Annotated in this window: 12 protein-coding genes; 6 read left to right on the forward strand and 6 right to left on the reverse strand. The window is 62.5% G+C overall.

Annotated elements, in window-relative coordinates:
• Positions 1 to 490: 490 nt before the first annotated feature.
• From ACFCU0_RS01085 to ACFCU0_RS01095, 3 genes are all read left to right on the forward strand, one after another.
• Positions 491 to 3,535 carry a TonB-dependent receptor domain-containing protein gene (locus ACFCU0_RS01085; protein ID WP_434971806.1) on the forward strand — a complete coding sequence of 1,015 codons (3,045 nt, stop codon included), beginning with the start codon at positions 491 to 493 and terminating at the stop codon, positions 3,533 to 3,535.
• 204 nt (positions 3,536 to 3,739) lie between these two features.
• Entirely contained in the window at positions 3,740 to 5,146 is a 1,407-nt protein-coding gene (locus tag ACFCU0_RS01090) for a M24 family metallopeptidase (RefSeq protein ID WP_434971807.1), read from the forward strand.
• A 143-nt stretch (positions 5,147 to 5,289) separates the two neighbouring features.
• The gene (locus tag ACFCU0_RS01095) at positions 5,290 to 5,652 is read left to right on the forward strand and encodes a four helix bundle protein (RefSeq protein WP_434971808.1); all 363 of its coding nucleotides are present in this window, start codon (positions 5,290 to 5,292) and stop codon (positions 5,650 to 5,652) included.
• Between the two features lie 150 nt (positions 5,653 to 5,802).
• Here ACFCU0_RS01095 and ACFCU0_RS01100 read toward each other — a convergent pair whose 3' ends face one another.
• Positions 5,803 to 6,597, reverse strand: coding sequence for an SDR family oxidoreductase (locus tag ACFCU0_RS01100; RefSeq protein ID WP_434971809.1), 795 nt, complete (start codon positions 6,595 to 6,597; stop codon positions 5,803 to 5,805).
• A 977-nt stretch (positions 6,598 to 7,574) separates the two neighbouring features.
• Here ACFCU0_RS01100 and ACFCU0_RS01105 point away from each other — a divergent pair.
• Both ACFCU0_RS01105 and ACFCU0_RS01110 read left to right on the forward strand, forming a co-directional pair.
• On the forward strand, positions 7,575 to 8,132 hold the full coding sequence (locus tag ACFCU0_RS01105; protein WP_434971810.1) for an ECF-type sigma factor: 558 nt from the start codon (positions 7,575 to 7,577) through the stop codon (positions 8,130 to 8,132).
• A 51-nt stretch (positions 8,133 to 8,183) separates the two neighbouring features.
• Positions 8,184 to 10,862, forward strand: coding sequence for a tetratricopeptide repeat protein (locus ACFCU0_RS01110; protein ID WP_434971811.1), 2,679 nt, complete (start codon positions 8,184 to 8,186; stop codon positions 10,860 to 10,862).
• Between the two features lie 151 nt (positions 10,863 to 11,013).
• On the opposite strand, the gene ACFCU0_RS01115 is transcribed toward ACFCU0_RS01110, so the two are convergent.
• Positions 11,014 to 11,484: an FKBP-type peptidyl-prolyl cis-trans isomerase gene (locus tag ACFCU0_RS01115; RefSeq protein ID WP_434971812.1), complete on the reverse strand. Its 471-nt coding sequence runs from the start codon at positions 11,482 to 11,484 to the stop codon at positions 11,014 to 11,016.
• Between the two features lie 282 nt (positions 11,485 to 11,766).
• On the opposite strand from ACFCU0_RS01115, the gene ACFCU0_RS01120 reads away from it, so the two are divergent.
• Positions 11,767 to 12,765, forward strand: a complete 999-nt coding sequence (locus tag ACFCU0_RS01120; RefSeq protein WP_434971813.1) for a Brp/Blh family beta-carotene 15,15'-dioxygenase — start codon at positions 11,767 to 11,769, stop codon at positions 12,763 to 12,765.
• 88 nt (positions 12,766 to 12,853) lie between these two features.
• On the opposite strand, the gene ACFCU0_RS01125 is transcribed toward ACFCU0_RS01120, so the two are convergent.
• The 4 genes from ACFCU0_RS01125 to ACFCU0_RS01140 form a co-directional block, all read right to left on the reverse strand.
• Positions 12,854 to 13,411 (reverse strand): fasciclin domain-containing protein, encoded by a 558-nt coding sequence (locus ACFCU0_RS01125; RefSeq protein WP_434971814.1) that lies wholly within the window; start codon positions 13,409 to 13,411, stop codon positions 12,854 to 12,856.
• A 269-nt stretch (positions 13,412 to 13,680) separates the two neighbouring features.
• Complete coding sequence (locus ACFCU0_RS01130; RefSeq protein WP_434971815.1) at positions 13,681 to 15,006, reverse strand: TolC family protein; 1,326 nt, start codon at positions 15,004 to 15,006, stop codon at positions 13,681 to 13,683.
• 161 nt (positions 15,007 to 15,167) lie between these two features.
• Positions 15,168 to 18,347 carry an efflux RND transporter permease subunit gene (locus ACFCU0_RS01135; protein WP_434971816.1) on the reverse strand — a complete coding sequence of 1,060 codons (3,180 nt, stop codon included), beginning with the start codon at positions 18,345 to 18,347 and terminating at the stop codon, positions 15,168 to 15,170.
• A gap of 53 nt (positions 18,348 to 18,400) precedes the next feature.
• Positions 18,401 to 19,501 (reverse strand): efflux RND transporter periplasmic adaptor subunit, encoded by a 1,101-nt coding sequence (locus ACFCU0_RS01140; protein ID WP_434971817.1) that lies wholly within the window; start codon positions 19,499 to 19,501, stop codon positions 18,401 to 18,403.
• Positions 19,502 to 19,842 lie beyond the last annotated feature (341 nt).

The raw sequence follows: 19,842 nt of genomic DNA on the forward strand, positions 1-19,842 counted from the left end.
GCGATGCCGATCATTTCCGTCGTCAACCCGGATACGCAGCGGAATGACGTCCCGGAAGAGCTGGTCATGCAGGACCCGAATGCCCCGCTTCCGGAGGATACCTCTTGGCCCCGGGAAGATTCATAGCCGCCTCAGTCCAAGCGTCACGGGCAACGATCCCATCGTTTAGAACGGGCTGACGGATCTTAGCGACGGTCGTCGCTTCCAGCGAAGCCGGTCTACTCCCTATTCCCCTGTATTTGTGAAGGCGTACGTCGGTAGAGAGCAGGTCGTGCGAACGAGGCGTTGAGAACGTGTGGAGATGGCTGGATTTCGATAAAGACATGTAGAATAGGGGAGACGAGCCGTTTGGATTACTGGATAGTGCGCCGATGGATGATGTATTTACGTTCGTACATCTACCGCCCTGTCTGATCGGTCGTGCAATTCTCCCGCAATGTGGACGGTGGATGTTCTTTTGTGAACGTACCATCTGGCTCCATTCTCTCCGATGTCGATACCTTTTTCGTCTCCGAGCGTTGCTCCGGGATCTGATTCTGATGCCTCCGGCGGCCGCTTCGCCTTCACGTCCGCGATGCAGACGCTTGAGCGTGTCTCCACGATTCTCCTCCTCGTCCTGACCGCATGGGCGGTCTCGCCCGCGTGTGCCCTCGGGCAATCCGTGGGTGTTCTCGAGGGAACCGTCGTCGATCAGCGTAGCGGCGAACCGCTGCCCGGCGCCAACGTCGTCCTGCGCACGGCCCCGGACGCATCGGCGTACGCCGGCGTCACCACGTCCGTCGACGGTGCCTTCCGGATGGAAGACATCGAGTCGGGGTCCTACGTGTTGGAAGTCTCCTTCGTCGGGTATCAGAGAAACCGCACGGACGTATCTGTTCTGGCGGACGACGAGACTCGCGTCACCATCGAGCTTGCGCTGGAGAGCCAGTCGCTCGAGCAGGTCGTCGTTTCTGCCTCTCGTCGTCAGGAGAAGATTCTCGATGCTCCGGCATCGATCTCGGTCGTTGCCCGCGAAGACGTGGAGCAGCAGGTGACGACGTCGCCAGTGGGGGCCGTGCGCGAAGCGATGAGTGTAGATGTTGCGCGGACGGGCGTCAACAGCCGCGAGCTTGTGCTGCGCGGGTTCAACAACGCCTTCAGCGGCGACACCTACGTCCTGACGGATTACCGGGAGGCGGCCGTGCCCGGACTGGACGCCAACCTGTTCGCCATCATGCCGCTCCCGTCGGTTGACGTCGAGCGCGTCGAAGTCGTGCGCGGACCGGGCTCTGCCCTGTATGGGCCCGGCGTGGCGAACGGCGTGGTGCACTTTTTTAGCCGCGACCCCTTCGAGGATCCGAGCGTGACGGTGTCCGCCATCGGCGGGACGCGCGCGTATGCTGGTGCGGAGATGAGAGCCGCGGGCTTTGTCGACGATTTCGGCTTCAAAGTGACCGGGCGGTATGCACGGGCCGATGAGTGGATGTTGGATCCAGACGATCCGCAGGACGCAGCCGAGATCGAGGACTACCGCATCTACTCCGATCGGTCGGACGTTCCGGCGGGTCGCCGTACCTTCGTCAGCGATTTCAACGGTGACGGCTCGGCCGACTTCCGCCTCCGTCGGGAGAAGGACCACCGCTCTCTGTCGACATCCGGACTGGTGGAGTGGCGGCCCAGCGCCGACACGCGGATCTCACTTGACGGTGGGTACAGCGCCGGAAAGAGCGTGGTGCAGTCCGGTATCGGCACGATCCAGTCGGACATGTACGGGTACCGATACGGCCAGCTGCGCGTCCGGCAGGGTGGTTTCTTTGGCCAGGTGTACTATAACGCCCTTGACAGCGGCGCCAATTCGTACGTCTACGGAAGCGGTGATGAACTCTTCGATGAGTCGTTTCAGTGGAACGGTCAGCTTCAGTACAACACCCCGGTCCCGAGTCTGGCAGCAGACCTGACGGTTGGGATTGACGCTGATCTCGTTCGCCCGCGCACCGGGGGAACGGTCACCGGACGGTTCGAGGGGCGGGATGCCATCAACCAGTACGGCACCTACGCCCAGGCCACCTTCTCGCTCGGGGAAAAGGTGGACTTCACGGCAGCGCTTCGGGGCGACTACAATAACGTCACCGAACAGCTCCGCGGCTCCCCTCGCGGTGCTGTGGTGTACCGCTTCGCTCCGGGCAACAGCATGCGCGTGAGTTATAACCGGTCGTACTCCGCGCCGCAGACGAAGAACTACTTCCTTGACATTGAGGCACGGAGCCGGACGATTTTCAGCAATCCTCAGCTCGGCGAGTACAACGTGGTGCTGCGCGGCATCGGCGCGGTCGACGGCTTCAGCTTCGATACCTTCCGTTCCAACCGCGGAAGCTTGACCCCGAATCCCGCCGTCCGCTTCTTCGTCCCAAACACGACGCCACGGCCGGGTATCGGCTTCCGCGATCCGGTTTCGCTGAGCGATTATCCGGTGGCGCCGGTTTACCGCGCGGCGGTGGCCTTTTTCGAGTCCCAGAAAGAAACCGGCGACCTCTCGACCGCGCTCACCGAAGCGCTCGGTAGCGGCAATCTGGACACGTTCAATCAGCTCCTTGTGCAGCTCGCAAGTAATGCAGACGGCAACATTCGAGCGAGCGAAGACAACGGTCAAGTCGTGCTCGGACTCCTCAACGACGATGCCCGGCTCGGCTACGATCCGGTTTCTGCACCGGTCGACATCGAGCCGTTGGGACAGACTATGACCCAAACCATCGAGCTCGGCTACAAGGGCCAATTCGACCGTGTCTCAGTCGAGATGGCGGGATACTTCGAGCAGAAGCAGAACTTCATCGGCCCGCTTCGCCAGCAGTCACCGTTCGTCTTCCTCGAGCAGAACTTCGCCTTCACGAACATTCGGTCGACGGTTGAAGGGAGTCAGCAGGCCCTGGACCTCGTCGATCAGATCGTGGATGAAACGAGTCTACGATCGAGAAATCAGGTTTATGGTCTGCTCGCGACCACGGTCAGCGGCACCCCGTCGGCCGTCGTTCAACCCGACGACGCGGCGTCGCTGTTCAACGCGCCGACCGGACCGGGTGTGCAGGAGGTGGGTGGTTTCCTCAGCTATCGCAACTTCGGTGAGGTGGAGTACTGGGGACTTGAAGGAAGCATCGTGTACACGCCGGCCGATGTCGCCGAGTGGTTCGCGAGCTTCTCCTTCATCAGCGATGAGTTCTTCACCAACGAAGAGCTCGACGAGGCGAACGAGCAGCTGAGCGTCGCACTGAATGCGCCGTCGTTCAAGATGAAGTCCGGCCTGACCTTCCGCTTCGATTCCGGATGGATGTTCGGTGCGAGTGGGGAGTATGTGGACGGCTTCCCCGTACAGAGCGGCCCGTACATCGGCGACGTCAACTCGTACATGCTGGTGGACGCCTCCGTCGGGTATGCGCTCGACAACGGGCTCCGGTTCGACGTCACCGCGGAGAACGTGTTTGACAACGAACACCGGGAGTTCGTCGGGGCGCCGCAGATCGGGCGTCTGATCCTCGGCCGCGTGACGTATGAACTGAAGTAGTCACGGCGCTGTGACTCGAGGCCCCGGGGTGAAGGATGATCCGGCGGTCGACATCGAAGAAGACGCCGGCTCGCCCGGGACATGTGTCCCCGAGCCGGCGTTTTTCGTTGTTCGTGCCGTCCCGCGACGCGCGGTTGCCCCTGATGCTCAGAGCAGATACATTGGTCACCGTCCGGTTTTTCTCCCACACGTTCGCTTGATCGCATGTCTCGTTTTCTGGTTGCCGGTACGCGCCTTCTCGTTCTGCTCCTTGGTTTGTTTGTGATCGTACCGCAACTGCACGCGCAGCCGGCGTCCATCCCGGCCGACTACGCCCCCGAGGCGTCCGCCCCGATGGATCCGACGGAGCCCATTGTCCTTCCCATGCGGGAGCGTGCCGAGGTGGTGGACCGGTGGCTGGAGACCCGACTCGACGAGCTCGTTCCGATGCTGATGCGACGGGAAGGCATCGACATGTGGGTCGTGAGTGCGCGCGAGTACAATGAAGACCCGGTCATTCGCTCGATGCTGCCCGCCACATGGCAGGCGGCCCGCCGACGCACGATTCTGGTTTTCCACGACCGGGGACCGGAGAAGGGCGTGGACCGGCTCGCTATCGCGCGGTACGACGTCGGGCGGTTCTTCGAAACTGCGTGGGACAAGAGCCAGCAGCCGGATCAGTGGGCACGCCTCGCGGCGCTGATCGAAAATCGCAGCCCGGAACGCATTGCCGTCAACCGGTCGGAAACGTTTGCCCTGGCAGACGGCATGACGGACACCGAGTTTGACCAGATGCGCGAGGCGTTATCGCCGGAGTTGCGGCAGCGCATCGTGAGCGGGGAGAAGCTTGCGGTGGGATGGCTGGAGACGCGGTCGGAGGAGGAACTCCAGGTTTACCCGCAGATTGTCCGGCTCGCCCATGCCATTATCGCAGATGGCCTCAGCGGGCAGGTGATCCAGCCCGGCGTCACGACGACGGAGGACGTGCAGTGGTGGTATCGCGACCGGATCCGGGCCTTGGGCCTGACGACGTGGTTTCACCCGAGCGTGTCCATTCAACGCCGCGGGATGGGGGCGGACAACGACTTCTCGTCCGATGATGCCGCCGCGACCATCCTGCCCGGGGACCTGATCCACATCGACGTCGGCATCAACTACCTGCGCCTGAACACGGACACCCAGCAGCATGCCTACGTGCTGCGCCCGGGAGAGTCGGCTCCGCCGGAAGGGTTGAACGAGGCGCTCCGTGTCGGCAATCGCCTCCAGGATCTGCTGACGGACGAGATGCAGGTGGGGCGAACGGGGAATGAGGTGCTCGAGGCGACGCTGGAAGCTGCAGACGCGGAGGGCATCGATGCCACCGTCTACACGCATCCGATCGGGTTTCACGGGCACGGTGCCGGCCCGCTCATCGGCCTCTGGGACCAGCAGGGCGGTGTCCCAGGACGGGGCGATCACCCGCTCTACGCGAACACGGCCTACTCGATCGAGCTAAATGCGCGGGTCGCGATTCCCGAATGGGACGGCCAAAAGATCCGGATCATGCTCGAAGAAGACGCCATCCTGGACGAATCCTCTGTTCGCTATCTCAACGGCCGGCAGACGCAATTGTACGTGATTCCGCGGAACTGAGAGTCACTGGGTTCCGGGTGCTGAGTGCTAAGCGCTGAGTACCGAGGGTCGGGGGGTGTGTGCGTTTCACTTTTTTGACGTTATGAAACCGGGCGCGAGGACGTCTAAGAAGGTAGACCCTTTGTGGCAAGCTACCTTCTAGAATGGGAATTCAATCGTACCGGGATCTGCACGCGTGGAAACATGCAAGACGGTTGACAGCAAGAATCTATCGACTGACGGGAAAACCGCCTCTTTCGAAGGACTTTGGGCTGCGTGATCAGATGCAGCGTGCTGCTGTATCGGTGATGTCGAACATCGCGGAAGGATTCGGACGGCACCAACCTCGTGAGTTCCTTCGATTTCTTACGTACGCCAAAGGGTCGGCCGTCGAATTGCAGAGCCAACTCTTCGTTGCACTCGACGCCGGCTATATCTCCGAAAGCACCTTTGACGCAGCGTTTTCCGCCACAGAAGAGACGATTAAACTAGTCGCGGGGCTGATCCGGCAGCTCAAACAAAGTTGACAGCTGAAAAGAAGCACTCGATAACCCAGCACGATCCCCGACACCCCAACTCGGCACTCGGAACTCGGAACTTGGCACTCGGCACTCCGCACTCACAACTCGGCACTCACAACCGCTTGGCGAGTCCCCGGATCGTTTCGCACGCATTCCTTACCGCACCACACTGACCGATCGGATAAACCGGTTGAACAGCGTTGGCGAGAGACGCTTGAGGTAAACGCCGGCCACTTCGCGTCCGCCGATGTAGACTTCGTCTTTTTCGTCCATGACGGCCGCGGCGATGGCCTGGGCGCAGTCGCCGGGGGGGAGGCCGGACGCCTGGGCGTCGTCCATCGTCCCCTGTGCCGTGCCGTCGGCCGTCAGCGCGTTGTTCGAGACCTGGGTTCGAATGAAACCGGGGCACGCGAGGGTGATGCGGATGCCGTCGTCGAAAACCTCGGCGCGAAGCGAATCGAAGTAGCCATGGAGTGCGTGTTTGGAGGCGGCATAGCCGGAGCGCAGCGGCGTGCCGAACTTCCCGACAAGACTGGTCACGACCGCGATGTGTCCCTGCTGGCGGGCGAGCATCTGCGGAAGCACTGCCTGGTTGAGTCTGACGGTGCCAAAGTAGTTGACTTCCATCAGTCGCCGTACGACGCTGTCCTCCGTCTCCCGGGCCAGGCTTCGCTGACTGATGCCGGCATTATGAAGCATGAGGTCAATGGCACCGGCATCCCCGCGGACGCGCTCGGCTGCGGCGTCGATGGAATCGGTGTCGGACAGGTCGAGCGGGAGCACGAGATGCTCATCCGGCCGCGCGCATCGTTCGCGAACGTCCTGAAGCGCGTCTTCCCGCCGCGCCGAGAGGATACATCGGGCCCCTCGCCGGCTGAAGTCGTACGCACAGGCTTCTCCGATGCCCGAGGAGGCGCCGGTGATCCATACAAGAGCATTGTCGAACGTCATGTCGGAGCGGCGTAGCGGCGAAGGAGTGATGGACCTCCAACCTACGATTGGCGTGCTCCCATTCACAAGATTCCGGCAGATCACTCCGGCGGACCAGAAGTGGAGGACGGTCGCGCCGCGTTATCTCCGTAGATGGTGACGTCCGGATCAATCCTGTGGCGACGCCCTCGATCTGTGGATGGAGTTGCCCTTGTTGCGGTGATCGGGCCGGGCATGACCATGAGCGGTGGAAGAGACAGCGGGATTGGCAGAAACTCCTGCACGCGGAACGATGGGCGTGCACGTAGCGATCGGTGCCTTCGCTCTGCGGCGATGAACACCGCGGCGGAGTCGGACCTCATCGAACCGGTCGACGCGCGAGGGGCCCGATCCGGAGACGTGTTCGAGGGGATCGCGTTCGCACCCGGCGGTGGAGTGAATCGGATCTGTGCCGTCGCTTCGGGAATGCCGACGGTCCCGAAAAACAGAGCAAGCATAACCGCTGCCAGCATTCGCCGGCCGTCGACGTTCGAGCGGACCCTCCGTATGTAAGCTGTTCCGAGGCGCATGAGAGGCACAATGGTACGTCGTGAAACTGCGACGTGCAGTCGGGTGGAGAAGGATCTCCGGTAACCGGGGCCGCAAACGGCCGAATGCGAGGGCCGTTATCCACTTCTCTTTGCAAACGGAAACGCGGCTTCCCGGTCGGTCCCGACAATACGCAACGCTCGACTTGATGGACTGTACTTATACATACGGAAAGTCGGCGCGGACTCTATCATCGCGTCGTAGATTGTAGGGTCGGTCCATGCGTCGATGGATGACTGTCTCCCGGATCCTTCGATAGGCTTTACACGTCGACTAGAACCGGACGGCGACTGACAGTGTGGTGGAACGATACGATCCTGTCGGGACCGTGTCTCTTGTCCTGTACATTTGTATGCTTAATGCGTTAGTTTTAAACACTGTCATACTTGTTTACAGGAAGCACGTCGTAGATGTCTTCATCCTCCTCCCCGGTCACACAACTCCTGCACGCCGCCCGTGATGGAGACGATGATGCGCTGGATGCGCTCATCCCCATGGTGTACGATGAGCTTCGAGAACTGGCCCGGTCGGTTCGTCGCGGCGGCAGCAACGCAACGATTGATACGACCGGTCTTGTGCACGAGGCCTACGAGAAACTCGTCCCGTCCGATGTCGAGTGGAACGACCGATCGCATTTTTTTCGGGTGGCGGCGCGGGCCATGCGGCAGGTTCTCATTGATGCAGCCCGCCGGAGACAGGCAGACAAGCGAGGAGGAAAGGGGCCCGACGTGTCCTTTGACGACAACCTCTACGCGCGTCCGGTCGACGACGCGGAGCTGTTGGCCCTTGATGACGCCATCAACCGGTTGGCCGAGCTGGACGAGCGACAGGCGCGGATCGTGGAGTGCCGATTTTTTGCAGGGCTAACCGTCGCCGAGACCGCCGCCGCCCTGGACATCTCCGAGCCGACGGTCTACCGCGACTGGCGTGCCGCCCGGGCCTGGCTTGCAGCCCAGCTCGCCGACTGACGGTCGCACCCCGCATCCCTTTCCGCCCCCTCTCTCGCATTGTGTTCACCTATGACTCCCGACGAATGGAAACGCGTTCAGCGGCTCTTCCATGATGCACTCGCCATCGAAGAGACCGAACGCCATGCCTTTCTACGCGAGGCATGCGAGAACCCGGATCTTCGCGAGCAGGTGAAGGCCCTGCTGGAGGCCGACGCCCGAGATGGAGACCGGCTGGAGACGCCCCTCCTGGAGCGGGCCGGCAATGGCGTGGAGAAAGGCGCCAGGATCGGGCCGTACACCGTGAGGGAGGAACTCGGTCGCGGCGGAATGGGGCGGGTTTTTCTGGCAGAGCGTACGGACGTCGGAAGCCGCGTTGCGCTTAAGGTGGTTCGGAACGCCGTTGCTGCACCGGACCGGGTAGAGCGCTTCCTCGTCGAGCGGCGGATCCTTGCGCGGCTGGAGCATCCGAACATCGCGCGCCTTCTCGACGCCGGTGTGACGCCCGACGACACGCCGTTTCTGGCGATGGAATACGTCGAAGGGGAGACGATCACCGCCTACTGCGATCGGCGGCACCTTTCCGTCCGCGAGCGCCTCGAACTGTTCACGACGGTCGGAACGGCCGTTGCACATGCGCACCGGAACCTGGTTGTTCACCGTGACCTGAAGCCCTCCAACGTATACGTGTCGACGGACGGACGGGTAAAGCTGCTCGATTTCGGTATCGCGAAACTCCTCGAAGACAACGAGGCCGGTCTGACGCGCACCGGTCGCCCCATCCTAACGCCGGGTTACGCCGCGCCGGAGCAGGTTAGCGGGGACACCGTCACGACCGCTACGGACGTGTACGGATTGGGGGTGGTGCTCTACGAATTGCTCACCGGCGTTCGACCGCATGACGATCCGACGTCGGAAGACTCGGATCCCCGGGGGGTAGAGCGCCGCGTGTTGGAGTCGGAGCCGCGGCCCCCGTCCGCGGTGGCCGGCACGGCGACGGCAACGGATACAGGGGCCGACCTCGTAGAGGCTCGAAGCACGACCCGGTCGGATCTACGCCGAACGCTTCGGGGGGACCTTGACACGATCATTCTAAAGGCTCTCCGCAAGGAGCCCGACCGCCGGTACGACGGTGCCGCCAAGCTCGTTGACGACATTCAGTGCTACCTGGAGGGGCGACCCGTTTCGGCACGGCCCGACTCCGTGAGGTATCGTGCCACGCGTTTCGTGCAACGTCACGCGATCGGAGTGGCAGCGAGTGCGGCGGTGATCCTCGCCATCGTCGTCGGTCTGGGCTTAGCCGTATGGCAGGGCCAGCGAGCACAGCAGGCGCAGGCCCGGGCAGAGGAAGCGCAGGCACAGGTGGAGCAGGAGCTCGCGAAGTCGGAGGCCGTCACGACGTTCCTGGTCGACCTCTTTGAGGCAAGCGACCCGGACCAGAACCCGGGCCTGGATCTGACCGCCCGCACCCTGCTGCAGCGGGGCGAGGAGCGGGTGGATACGCTCCGCAACCAGCCGCTTGTGCAGGCGGAATTACAGCGCGTCATCGGTCGCGTCTACACCGATCTCGGCGAATACGATCGGGCCGATCAGCTGCTGATGGCGAGCCTAATGACGCAGCGCGAGGCGTCGGGCGACACGCCGGAGGTGGCACAGGCGCTCTTCGACCTCGGGGTTCTTCGGTGGCGTCAGTCGAATTTTCGGGAGGCCGAGGACGTTCTCCGGCAGGCCTATGAGATGGAGCGGGAGCTCCACGGCACGGAGGTGCACCCCGACGTGGCCGGCGCGTTGAACGCGCTCGCGCTCTCCATCAGCAAGCAGGGGCGACTGGCAGAAGCCGTTCCCATGCAGGAGCGAATGGTAGAAATCAGTTCCCAGCTTCCGGAAGAGGCCGATGAGTGGACGGCGATGAGCCAGAACAACCTGGCTGTCTTGTACCAGAACCTTGAGCGGTATGCACAGGCCGTCCCGCTCGCCGAAGATATGCTCTCGTTTCAGCGCTCGGCGCATGACCCACCGCACCCACAGATCGCGATGGGCCACTCGAACCTGGGTGGGATCCTGACCGATGCACTCCGTGCAGGAGAGGGCATTCCGCACCTGCAGACGGCGCTGGATATGAAAACGGAGATCTATGATCCCGGACATCCGCGGATTGCTGTTGCGCACCACAACCTGGCGGAAGCCCTCTACCGCGACGGCCAGTTTGAGGCGGCAGACTCTCTGTTTTCAAAAGCGATCGACCTCACGGCGGGGTCCGTGGGCGTGCATCACGCGGCGTACGGGGACGTGCTCCACGATTACGGTCTGTTTCTGACCGATCGGGGAGACCTCCCACGGGCTCGGGACACCCTGAGGACGGCGCTGGACGTCCGTCGGGAAGGTGCCGGCTTGAACGAGACACGCGTCGCGAGGACGCTCGGTGCGCTTGCAGATCTCGATCTGATGGAAGAAACGACCATAGCTGCTCAACGCGCGGAGGAGCGGCTTCGCCGCGCCCTGGAGATCTTCGAGGAGCGATTTGCCGACCCGCATCCATACATCTATGTGCTCTCATCTCGCCTTGGACGCGCCCTGGTGATTCAAGAACGGTACGATGAGGCCGAGCCGTTGCTTCGGGACGCCTACGACGGGCTGATTGCGACGAGCGGTGTGCCGACCCTCGATGTTGCGCCAACGACGAGTGCTCTCGCGACCTTGTACGCCGCTCGTGGTGAGACGGAGTACGCAGATACATGGCGCCGGCGGTAGCGCCGCCCATCCGCGCCACTCCATCATCGGGTACCCCTGACGCATTGCCATGCGGCATGCACACAAACATGTGGCACGCACATAAAAAAGCGCCTCCGCGTATGAACACGGAGGCGCTTTGTCAGCTTGGGACCGCTGATCGAGGGACGTCTTACGGCGTCACAATATTTCCACCCTCGCCGCTCTCACCGTTCTCGGAGATATCTACGAGTTCGATTTCGAACGTCAGGGTCCGTCCCGCAAGCGGGTGATTGGCGTCGATTTCAACCGTCTCTTCGCCCAGTGCCGTAATAAGCACCGGAACGGTTTGACCGTTGTCGAGGCGGAGCTGCAGCTGCTGGCCAACCTCCGGATCCACTTCGTCCGGGATCTGCGTTTTCTCCAGTTCCATCACCATGTCTTCCCGGTGGGAACCATACGCCTGATCCGGCTCGATCTCCTCGGTCTTCGAGTCGCCGGGCTCCATGCCAAGAACCGCCTGCTCAAACCCCGGAATGACGCGGTTCTCGCCGATGGTGAAGCTCAGCGGCTCGCCGTCGGCGGACGTGTCGAATACGGTACCGTCCTCAAGTTTTCCGGTATAATGAACGCGGACTTCGTCTCCTTTTTTCGCCTGTGCCACGATGGTCCTCGGTTAGTTGGTCAGATATCGCAGGATTCGCAATAATGTCGACCATGTACAACGCGGGATCAATTGGAGTGTTCAGAGGGGAATCCCCAAGCGGGCAGTCAACGACCGGATTCCGGGAAAACAGGCCGCGGTTGCAGCGGATTTCTTGCATCAAATCATGGCTTTGCGGATTCAACACACACCTTCGTAACGCGTCCGTAAATGCGGTGGACGGATCCGCCTGAGCGATGTACCTTTCCGTATTCCGTAGTATTCTCCCTTATCTGTATGCCTGTGACTGACCCTGACGTATCGGCCCATGATCACGGAGCGACGCTCCGTTCCCCGGCTATCTACCTGGCCGTCCTGGGCGTCACCCTGGGGTGTGCGGCTCTCGGTCTTTGGGGCGGTCTGTCCCTCGGGCCGGTCGCGTTCTCGATCCTGATGATCGCTGTCGTCGTGACGGGCATTCCCCACGGCGCTGTCGACCATATCGTCGCCGCCCGGTTGTACGGGCTGTCGTCATCGCTTGGCGATCAGGCGCGGTTCTATGGGTTTTACCTTGCGATGATGGCGATCTACGGTGCGCTCTGGCTGGTTCTGCCGGCCTGGTGCCTCGCGGCCTTTCTGCTCATGACCATGTACCACTTCGGGCAGGCGGACCTGGCGTACTGGTCGCTTCCACCGGTGTCGGGCCGGGCGACGTACTTGTCGCGGGGCCTTCTCCTCGTGGGCCTCCCGATCGCTGCCTTTCCCGGCATCGTCGATCCCATTTTTGACGCCATTGCCGGTGTGCAGGTCTCCGCATGGCCGTACGTCGCCACGCACGGCGCCTGGGTCTGTGCAACGCTGATCGCGCAGCATGTGATCGTGCTGGCCGCAGTCCGTCCCCTGGCCGCTGAACGGCCGGACGCATGGTGGCGCGAGTTCATCAACGTCGCCGCGCTCTCGGCGCTGTTCCTGACTGTACACCCACTTGTCGCGTTCGCGGTGTACTTCGGCCTCTGGCATTCGCTGGGTCATATCCTCGAACTGGTGCGTTTCTTCAACCGACGCGGTGAGCCGACATCGCTTCCCGGGTTTTACCGAAAGGCAGCGCTCTACACGGTGGTTTCGTTCGTCGGCCTTGGAGGGCTGTACGCAGCTACGCAGTCATTCGGCCTCCAGGATCAGATGATCGCGCTCCTGTTCATTCTGATCAGCGTGATGACTCTTCCGCACATGGTCATTGTCGAACATCTGTATCAGCAACCGGAAACGTCCGGCTCTGCCCATCACGAAGTGACCGCCTAACAAAAAACGGGACGCCAGTTTCCCGGCGTCCCGTCACAATCGGGCACTACGTTCCTATCGGACCGTCGCGCTGGATGAGATGGGGCGTTTACCGGCCCTCGTCTTCCATTTCCTTGTCTTCCATGTCGTCACCCGACGGCGGCATCAGCACCGTGTCGATGACGTGAATTACGCCGTTGGAGGCCTGGATGTCGGTCATCGTGACCGTTGCCGTGTTGTCGCCCTGCAGCATCACGGTGCCGTCTTCGACCATGATCTGGACCGGCTGGCCCTGAACGGTCGGAGCTTCCTCCATGCCGACAACGTCCTCCGCCATCGCTTTCGCGGGCGCGACGTGGTAGGTCAGGATGGCCGTGAGCTGGGCTTTATTCTCTTCCTTCAGCAGGTTGTCGAGCGTGCCTTCGGGCAGCTTCTCAAAGGCGGCGTTCGTCGGAGCGAACACCGTGAAGGGACCTTCGCCGGAGAGAGTTTCAACGAGTCCGGCGGCTTTCAGTGCCGCGACGAGCGTAGAGAAGTCATCGTTGCTCTGCGCGATTTCGACAATGGTGCCCGGTTTCTCGTCCATCTCCTGCGCCTGGGCAGGAACGGCGAACAGAAGAAGGACAGCAGCGACCGCAAGCGTGCGGGTAGCGAAACGAGTAAACATAGTAGCAGTGGGAATCGGAAATGAGTGAGTGTGCGGAGTTGGCCATGCATCACCGCGCCGAACATACGTGTGCATGGGGTCGCGTATTGTGTCCGCGCGGTCAGATGTGCGAAACCGTCACAGTTGCTTCCGTTCTCATCCAGAGCGTTACGCTTCCCGCTTCCGATCGTTAACGTGGGCCGGTTGAGATTGCGATTCGTCGACCGTCGAGGCCGGGCATCCTCCGGAACGGATCGATGCTGCCCGACGGCCATGCGGGTAGTCGGTCTTTAGTCGACCAATTGGCCGGTTAGGCGAAGCAGTTCCGTTTCGGCTCGCTTCGCCTCGAAGCGCGCGTCAAGCAGACGACTCTCTGCCCGGATCTGCTGCTGTTGAACTTCGCGCAGCTCCACGGAGGTGATGGTCCCGAGTCGGAAGCGTTCGAGAGCGACATCTACATTCGCGCTGGCGGCCGATACGTTTTCGCGCTCGAGGTCCACCACGGCGACGCGATTTCCGTACCGCTCAAACGCCCCGGTGATTTCCGCCGAGAGCCGCGCTTCGGCATCCGACCGAAGGTACCGGGCCGTCTGGACGCGAACCCGTGCATTCTCGACGCGACGCTGCCGCTCGAAGCCGTCGAAAATCGTGAACGCGAGCGCGGCGCCGTATTCGAACTGCGACACCTCGTTGAACTGAAAGGCGCCGGCGCCGTTTTCCGTGCGGGAGTAGGAGTAGCCGCCGAACAGGTCAAGGCTTGGGAACCAGTCACTCTGCACCTCGGCGACTTCTTCGCGCGCGGCTCGTACAGCCTGGTCGGCCTGACGAAGCGCGGGGCTTTGTTCGGCGGCGATGTCGCGAAGCCGCTCTTCCTGTAGATCCTGGTTAAGGTCTACGGTCGGCGACACCGGCGGGCCCTCCGTCACGGTGCGCCCCAGCAACCGGGCCAGTTGGGCTCGTGCCGTAATGAGGTCTGCCCGGGCGCGGAGCCGGTCGGCTCGATCCGTGTTGAGGTCGACCACAGCCTGGCGAACCTCCAGGTCGGAGGCGGACCCGAGGTCTTTGCGGAGCCGCGCGATGCGAAGCCGCTCCTCGGAAATCCCGACGGCCTCGTCGAATACGTCGACCTGTTGCTGAAGGCGAGCGACGTCGGAGTAGGCCACGACGACATCGGCGACGACGAGCTCGACTTGCTCTCGGGTGGCTGACTGCTGGCGATCTCGTTCCGCCTTCAATCGGTCATACGTGGCTCCCCGACGAAATCCGTCGAAAAGGGTCCATCGCGCCTCGGCTCCCGCGTTGTAACGGGTCGACACGACCCCGCTGTCGCTCTGCTCTGTTCCGCCGAACTCGACCGTAGAGTTGGCGACGGACTGCGACGCCCGGCCGTTGGCGGTGGCCCGAGGCAGATAGCCGGCGTTGCCACGGGTGACGTTGTTCTCCGCGATCGTGGCATCGTTGCGCGCAACCTGAACGTCATAGTTGGCGGTTAGCGCTTCTTGCACGGCCGCTTCCAGCGACAGCGTGTCGGGGGAAGAGGTCTGCGCCGTTGTCGTTGGCGCACCGACACTGCTCAGCAGGGCAAGAAGGAGACCGACGCCAAAAGGGATACGCATAGGGAAGAGGTGGGAGGATGAGTGGATACAGCCAGCGGGCAGGGCTTGGTGCGCCCATTCCCGGCACACCATAACGGGCCGGCGCGAGGCTTGCTCGTACGCATGTCGTGCGACCGTGGAGCCACACTGATCGGTAGGGCAACGCGTGGAGCGACAGGCGATCAGTCGCTCTCGGCACGCTCGGTCTCGGGCCGGGGCGAGTCCACGCCGTCGGGTGGGATGCCGTCGCCGGCAGTGCCGTTTCCGCCCGATGCGACCTCGGCCGCATCGGTTGCCGTGAGCACGGGTCCCGCATCTTCGCTGGTGAGATACGAGTAGGCTGCGGGAATGACGTACAGGGCCATGAGGGTACCGATCACGAGGCCGCCGATAACGGCGACGCCCATTGGGACCCGGCTTTGGGCGCCGGAGCCGAGTCCAAGGGCCAGCGGGAGGACGCCGAGCGTCGTCGAAAGAGCCGTCATCAGAATGGGGCGGAAGCGCGCCACCGCGGCCTCTTCGATTGCCTCTCGAATGGAGAGACCGGCCGCCTTGCGCTGATTGGCAAATTCCACGATCAGGATGCCGTTTTTCGCGACCAGACCCACGAGCATGATGAGGCCGATCTGACTGAAGATGTTCAGCGTCTGGCCGAACACGGCGAGACCGAAGAGCGCGCCGACCATGGCCAGCGGAACCGTCAGGAGGATGATAAGCGGGTCGCGGAAACTCTCAAACTGCGCGGCCAGCACCAGATAGATGAGGATGATGGCGAGTCCGAACACGTACAGCAACTGGTTCGAGGTTTCCTGGAAGTCGCGCGACTGTCCGTCCAGTGCCGTCGAAAACGAGGGGTCGAGTACGTCGGCCGCCACGCGGTCCATCGCCGTGATGCCGTCGGCGATCGTGTACCCCGGGGCCGGACGTGCGCTGACGGTAGCCGACATGTACCGGTTGAAGCGGTAGATCTGGGGTGGCGTCGCCTCTTCCGAGACAGTCACGAGGTTGTCCAGCATGATCGGCTCGCCCGACGCTGTTCGGACGAACAGGCCGGTCAGGTCCACCGGTTCGTCGCTGCGCGACTTCTCGACCGAGGCGATCACCTCCCGCTGTTCACCGTCGCGAACGAAGTAGCCGACGCGTTGCTCGGCGAGCGCCAGTTGAAGCGTCTGTGCCACGTTCAGCGGGGAAACACCCACGTTATCGGCTTTGTCGCGATCGATCTGGACCTGCAGTTCCGGCTTGTTGAACTTGAGGTCGACATCCACGAAGGCGAGTTCCGGCTGTTCGCCGGCGCGCTCAAGGAAGGTCGGCAGCACGTCGCGGAGGCGATCCACACTCGGGGCCTGCAGCACGTACTGAACGGGGAGGCCGCTGCTGAAACCGACCGAGATGGTCGGTTCTTGCGAGACAAACGTGCGTGCACCCTCCAGCTTAGAGACGGCCGCCTGCAACCGGTTGGCGTACTCCATCTGTGACGTCTCCCGCTGCTCCGGATCGACGAATCGTGCAAACCCGAACGCCGAGTTGACGGAGGTAGACGCCCCGAAACCGGGCGACGTGACGGTGATGATTGCCGTCTGATCTTCTTTCGGAACGACGTCATTGACGGTGGAGATGAGCCGGTCGACGAAGCCGTCCATGTAATTATAGGTTGCGCCTTCCCGGGCGGTCGCGAAGAGCCGGACGCCGCTCCGGTCTTCCAGCGGTGCCAGCTCCTGCGGCAGGCTCCACCAGTACATAGCCGTGAGTGAAATCACCGCTACGAGGACGATCCCGGTGATCCATCGCACCTCCATAAAGGCGTTCAGGGTGCGCCGGTACCCGTCGGTGAGTCCGCGAAAGAACGGCTCCGTCGTTCGGTAAATCCACGGTTTCTCATCACGCTGCTTCAGGAGTCGCGACGAGAGCATCGGGGTGAGCGTCAGGGCGACGAAGGAGGAGATGGCCACGGCTCCGGCGATGACAAGGCCGAATTCCTGAAAGAGTTGACCGGTCAGGCCGCCCATGAAGACGATCGGCGTAAAGATCACGACGAGGGCGATTGACGTCGCGACGACCGCGAAAAAGATCTCGCGCGTGCCTTCGATCCCCGCCTCGATCGGCGGTTTCCCCTCCTCAATTTTCGTGTAGATATTCTCCAGCACCACAATGGCGTCATCGACCACGAGCCCGATCGCAAGGACGATCGCAAGGAGCGTCAGGACGTTGATCGAAAAGCCCGCCATGTACATGACGAAGAACGCGCCAATCAGCGCCACCGGGATCACAAGGAGCGGGATCAGGGTCGAGCGCCAGTCCCGGAGAAAGGCGAAGATGATGAAGACGACCAGCAGGAACGCGAGGAAGATCGTCTGCTGTACTTCGTCGATGCTTTGACGGATTGGGTCGGTATTGTCGAACCCGATGCCCAGTTCGAGGTCGGCCGGAAGGTCGGCCTTGATCCGGTCGAGTCGGGCGTAGAATTCGTCGACGATATCTATATAGTTGGCGCCCGGAAGGGGTCGTAGCACCACGCCGACCATCGGTACGCCGTCGCGTTGCAGCAGCGTCCGCATGTTGCGCGGGGCAATCTCTGCTCGGCCGACGTCCTGCATCCGGACCGTCTCGCCGCCGGGGGACTGCTTCAGGATCAGGTTTTCGAAGTCCTCCACCGTTTCGAGACGGCCCATGGTCCGGACCGTGAGTTCGATGGATTCTCCTTCGATGCGCCCCGAGGGCAGTTCGACGTTCGATCGCTCGAGAGCCTGTCGGATGTCGAGCGGTGTCAAGTTGTAGGCCGCGAGCTTTCCGGGGTCGAACCAGAGCCGCATCGCATAGGTCTTCTCGCCCCAGATGTCGACGCGGCTCACGCCTTCGATGGTCTGAAGTCGTTCTTTGAAGCGCTTGTCCGCTATTTCCGTCAACTCCATCAGGTTTCGCTGATCGCTCTTGATGTTCAAGAAAACGATCGGCGGCGCGTCTGCGTCCGACTTCGCGACGGAGGGCGGTTCGGCATCGGTGGGCAGGACACGTCGGGCTCGCGACACGCGATCCCGGACGTCGTTTGCAGCGCGCTCAAGGTCTGACCCGAGGTCGAACTCAACGGTGATGGTCGAGCGGCCCGCGCGGCTTACGGAGTTGATCGTGCGAATCCCGTCGATGCCATTGATTTGCTCCTCAAGCGGCTCGGTGATCTGCGAATCGATCACATCCGCATTTGCGCCGCGGTATTCCGTGGTGACGCTGATGACCGGCGGGCTGACGGCCGGGTACTCGCGTACGCCGAGAAAGTAAAAGCCGACGGCCCCGAAGATGATGATCATCGTCGACAGGACGGTCGACAGCACCGGGCGTCGAATGCTTAGAGAGTAAAGCGACATGACGGGCAGCGGAGAAGGCGAAAGGCGGCGAGACGTGGCGACGGAGCCGGTGCTTACCGGTTCGGCGTGACCGGAAGGCCGGCCCGGAGGTTTTGAATGCCGGAGGTGATGACCGAGTCTCCGGCTACTATGCCGCCGGTGATCTGGACGGTCGAATCGGTTCGAACGCCCAGCGTGACGTTTCGTGGTTGGGCCGCTCCATCGTTCAACAGGAAGAGCCGCTGTCCGCCCAGGGTGGGGAGGACGGCCATCGTCGGAACCATGAGCGCGTCCGACCGCGTGCCGAGGCGCAGGGTGGCGTCCGCGTAGGCGCCCGGCCGGAGCGAGCCGTCGTCATTGGCTGCCCGGGCGCGAAGGCGTAGCGTACGCGTGGAGGGCTCGATGCGCGGTTCGATGGCGTAGACGGTCGCCGAGTACGTCTGGTCGCTCCCACGGACCTGGAAGGTGACCGTTTGTCCCGTTTCGATCCGGCCCCCGTACTTCTCCGGAACCGAGAGGTCGACCTTCATCGGATTGAGCGACTGGAGGGTCGTGATCGGCGTCTCCGGGGAGATGTAGCTGCCTTCGCTTACATTCCGGAGCCCGACGGTGCCGCTGAACGGCGCACGAACCCGCGTCTTTTCGATTTGCGCCTCGACGAGGTCGAGCTCGGCTCGAAGTACGCTGACCTCATTCGCAACCGCATCGTACTCTTCCTGGCTCACGCCACCGCGATCGAGCAGTCGCTTCTGCCGTTCTTCCCGGTCTTCGACCAGCTCCAGGCGGTACTGCAGGCGGCTTCGCTCCGCACGTAGTTCGGCATCGTTAATCGTGAGCAGTAGCTGTCCGGCTTCGACGCGAGCCCCTTCCTCGAACCGGATCGACGTCACTTTGCCCGCCGACTCGGCCGTCAGGTCCACCGACTCATTCGCGCGGAGGGTGGCGCTCGTCTGCAGCGTCTCGGTGACGCGGGAGGGCTGAACGGCCAGGACGTCCACCCCGAGCGGCTGGCTGTCACCGCCTCCGCCGGATCCGTTGGACGGCGACGACGCGAACAGCCGGGGGATGGCGAGGCCCGCAAGCAACAGCACAACGGCGCCGATGACGAAAAGACGCGCCGAGCTATGGGCCTCGTCGGGGGAGGCGGAAGAAGGGGACGAAGAAGCGGTAGACATGGTAAGCGGCCACAGGACGAAAAGAGAGAGCCGGGGTGCCGATCCCGGTCGAGGCGCCGATCCTTACCCATCGCAGACCGGGCAGGTTCGTTCAAATTGTGCGCAGGAGCCCGGCTCGTGCGCTTCGTTACATGGCAAAGCGCGAAAATGTCATGAGCGGTACAGGACGGAGGATGAATGGCAGGGGGAAGGGCGAATGGCGAAGAGCGAAGTTCAAATTACGAATTGTGAACTTCGAAATGTGAAGGGGGGGGCGATTTTAAACGACACAGAGCGGTAGAACCGGGACCATACGGGGTGGTAAACCGTGAATGTTACCGGTTGGAGTATCCCGCCCACCG

It is taken from the genome of Longibacter sp. (assembly GCF_051155795.1).
Lineage (GTDB): Bacteria > Bacteroidota > Rhodothermia > Rhodothermales > Salinibacteraceae > Longibacter.

Coding starts and splice junctions, on each gene's coding strand:
- ACFCU0_RS01140 (WP_434971817.1), bottom strand. CDS start 19,501: ATGTCTACCGCTTCTTCGTCCCCTTCTTCCGCCTCCCCCGACGAGGCC.
- ACFCU0_RS01100 (WP_434971809.1), bottom strand. CDS start 6,597: ATGACGTTCGACAATGCTCTTGTATGGATCACCGGCGCCTCCTCGGGC.
- ACFCU0_RS01090 (WP_434971807.1), top strand. CDS start 3,740: ATGTCTCGTTTTCTGGTTGCCGGTACGCGCCTTCTCGTTCTGCTCCTT.
- ACFCU0_RS01085 (WP_434971806.1), top strand. CDS start 491: ATGTCGATACCTTTTTCGTCTCCGAGCGTTGCTCCGGGATCTGATTCT.
- ACFCU0_RS01130 (WP_434971815.1), bottom strand. CDS start 15,006: ATGCGTATCCCTTTTGGCGTCGGTCTCCTTCTTGCCCTGCTGAGCAGT.
- ACFCU0_RS01125 (WP_434971814.1), bottom strand. CDS start 13,411: ATGTTTACTCGTTTCGCTACCCGCACGCTTGCGGTCGCTGCTGTCCTT.
- ACFCU0_RS01110 (WP_434971811.1), top strand. CDS start 8,184: ATGACTCCCGACGAATGGAAACGCGTTCAGCGGCTCTTCCATGATGCA.
- ACFCU0_RS01135 (WP_434971816.1), bottom strand. CDS start 18,347: ATGTCGCTTTACTCTCTAAGCATTCGACGCCCGGTGCTGTCGACCGTC.
- ACFCU0_RS01105 (WP_434971810.1), top strand. CDS start 7,575: ATGTCTTCATCCTCCTCCCCGGTCACACAACTCCTGCACGCCGCCCGT.
- ACFCU0_RS01095 (WP_434971808.1), top strand. CDS start 5,290: ATGGGAATTCAATCGTACCGGGATCTGCACGCGTGGAAACATGCAAGA.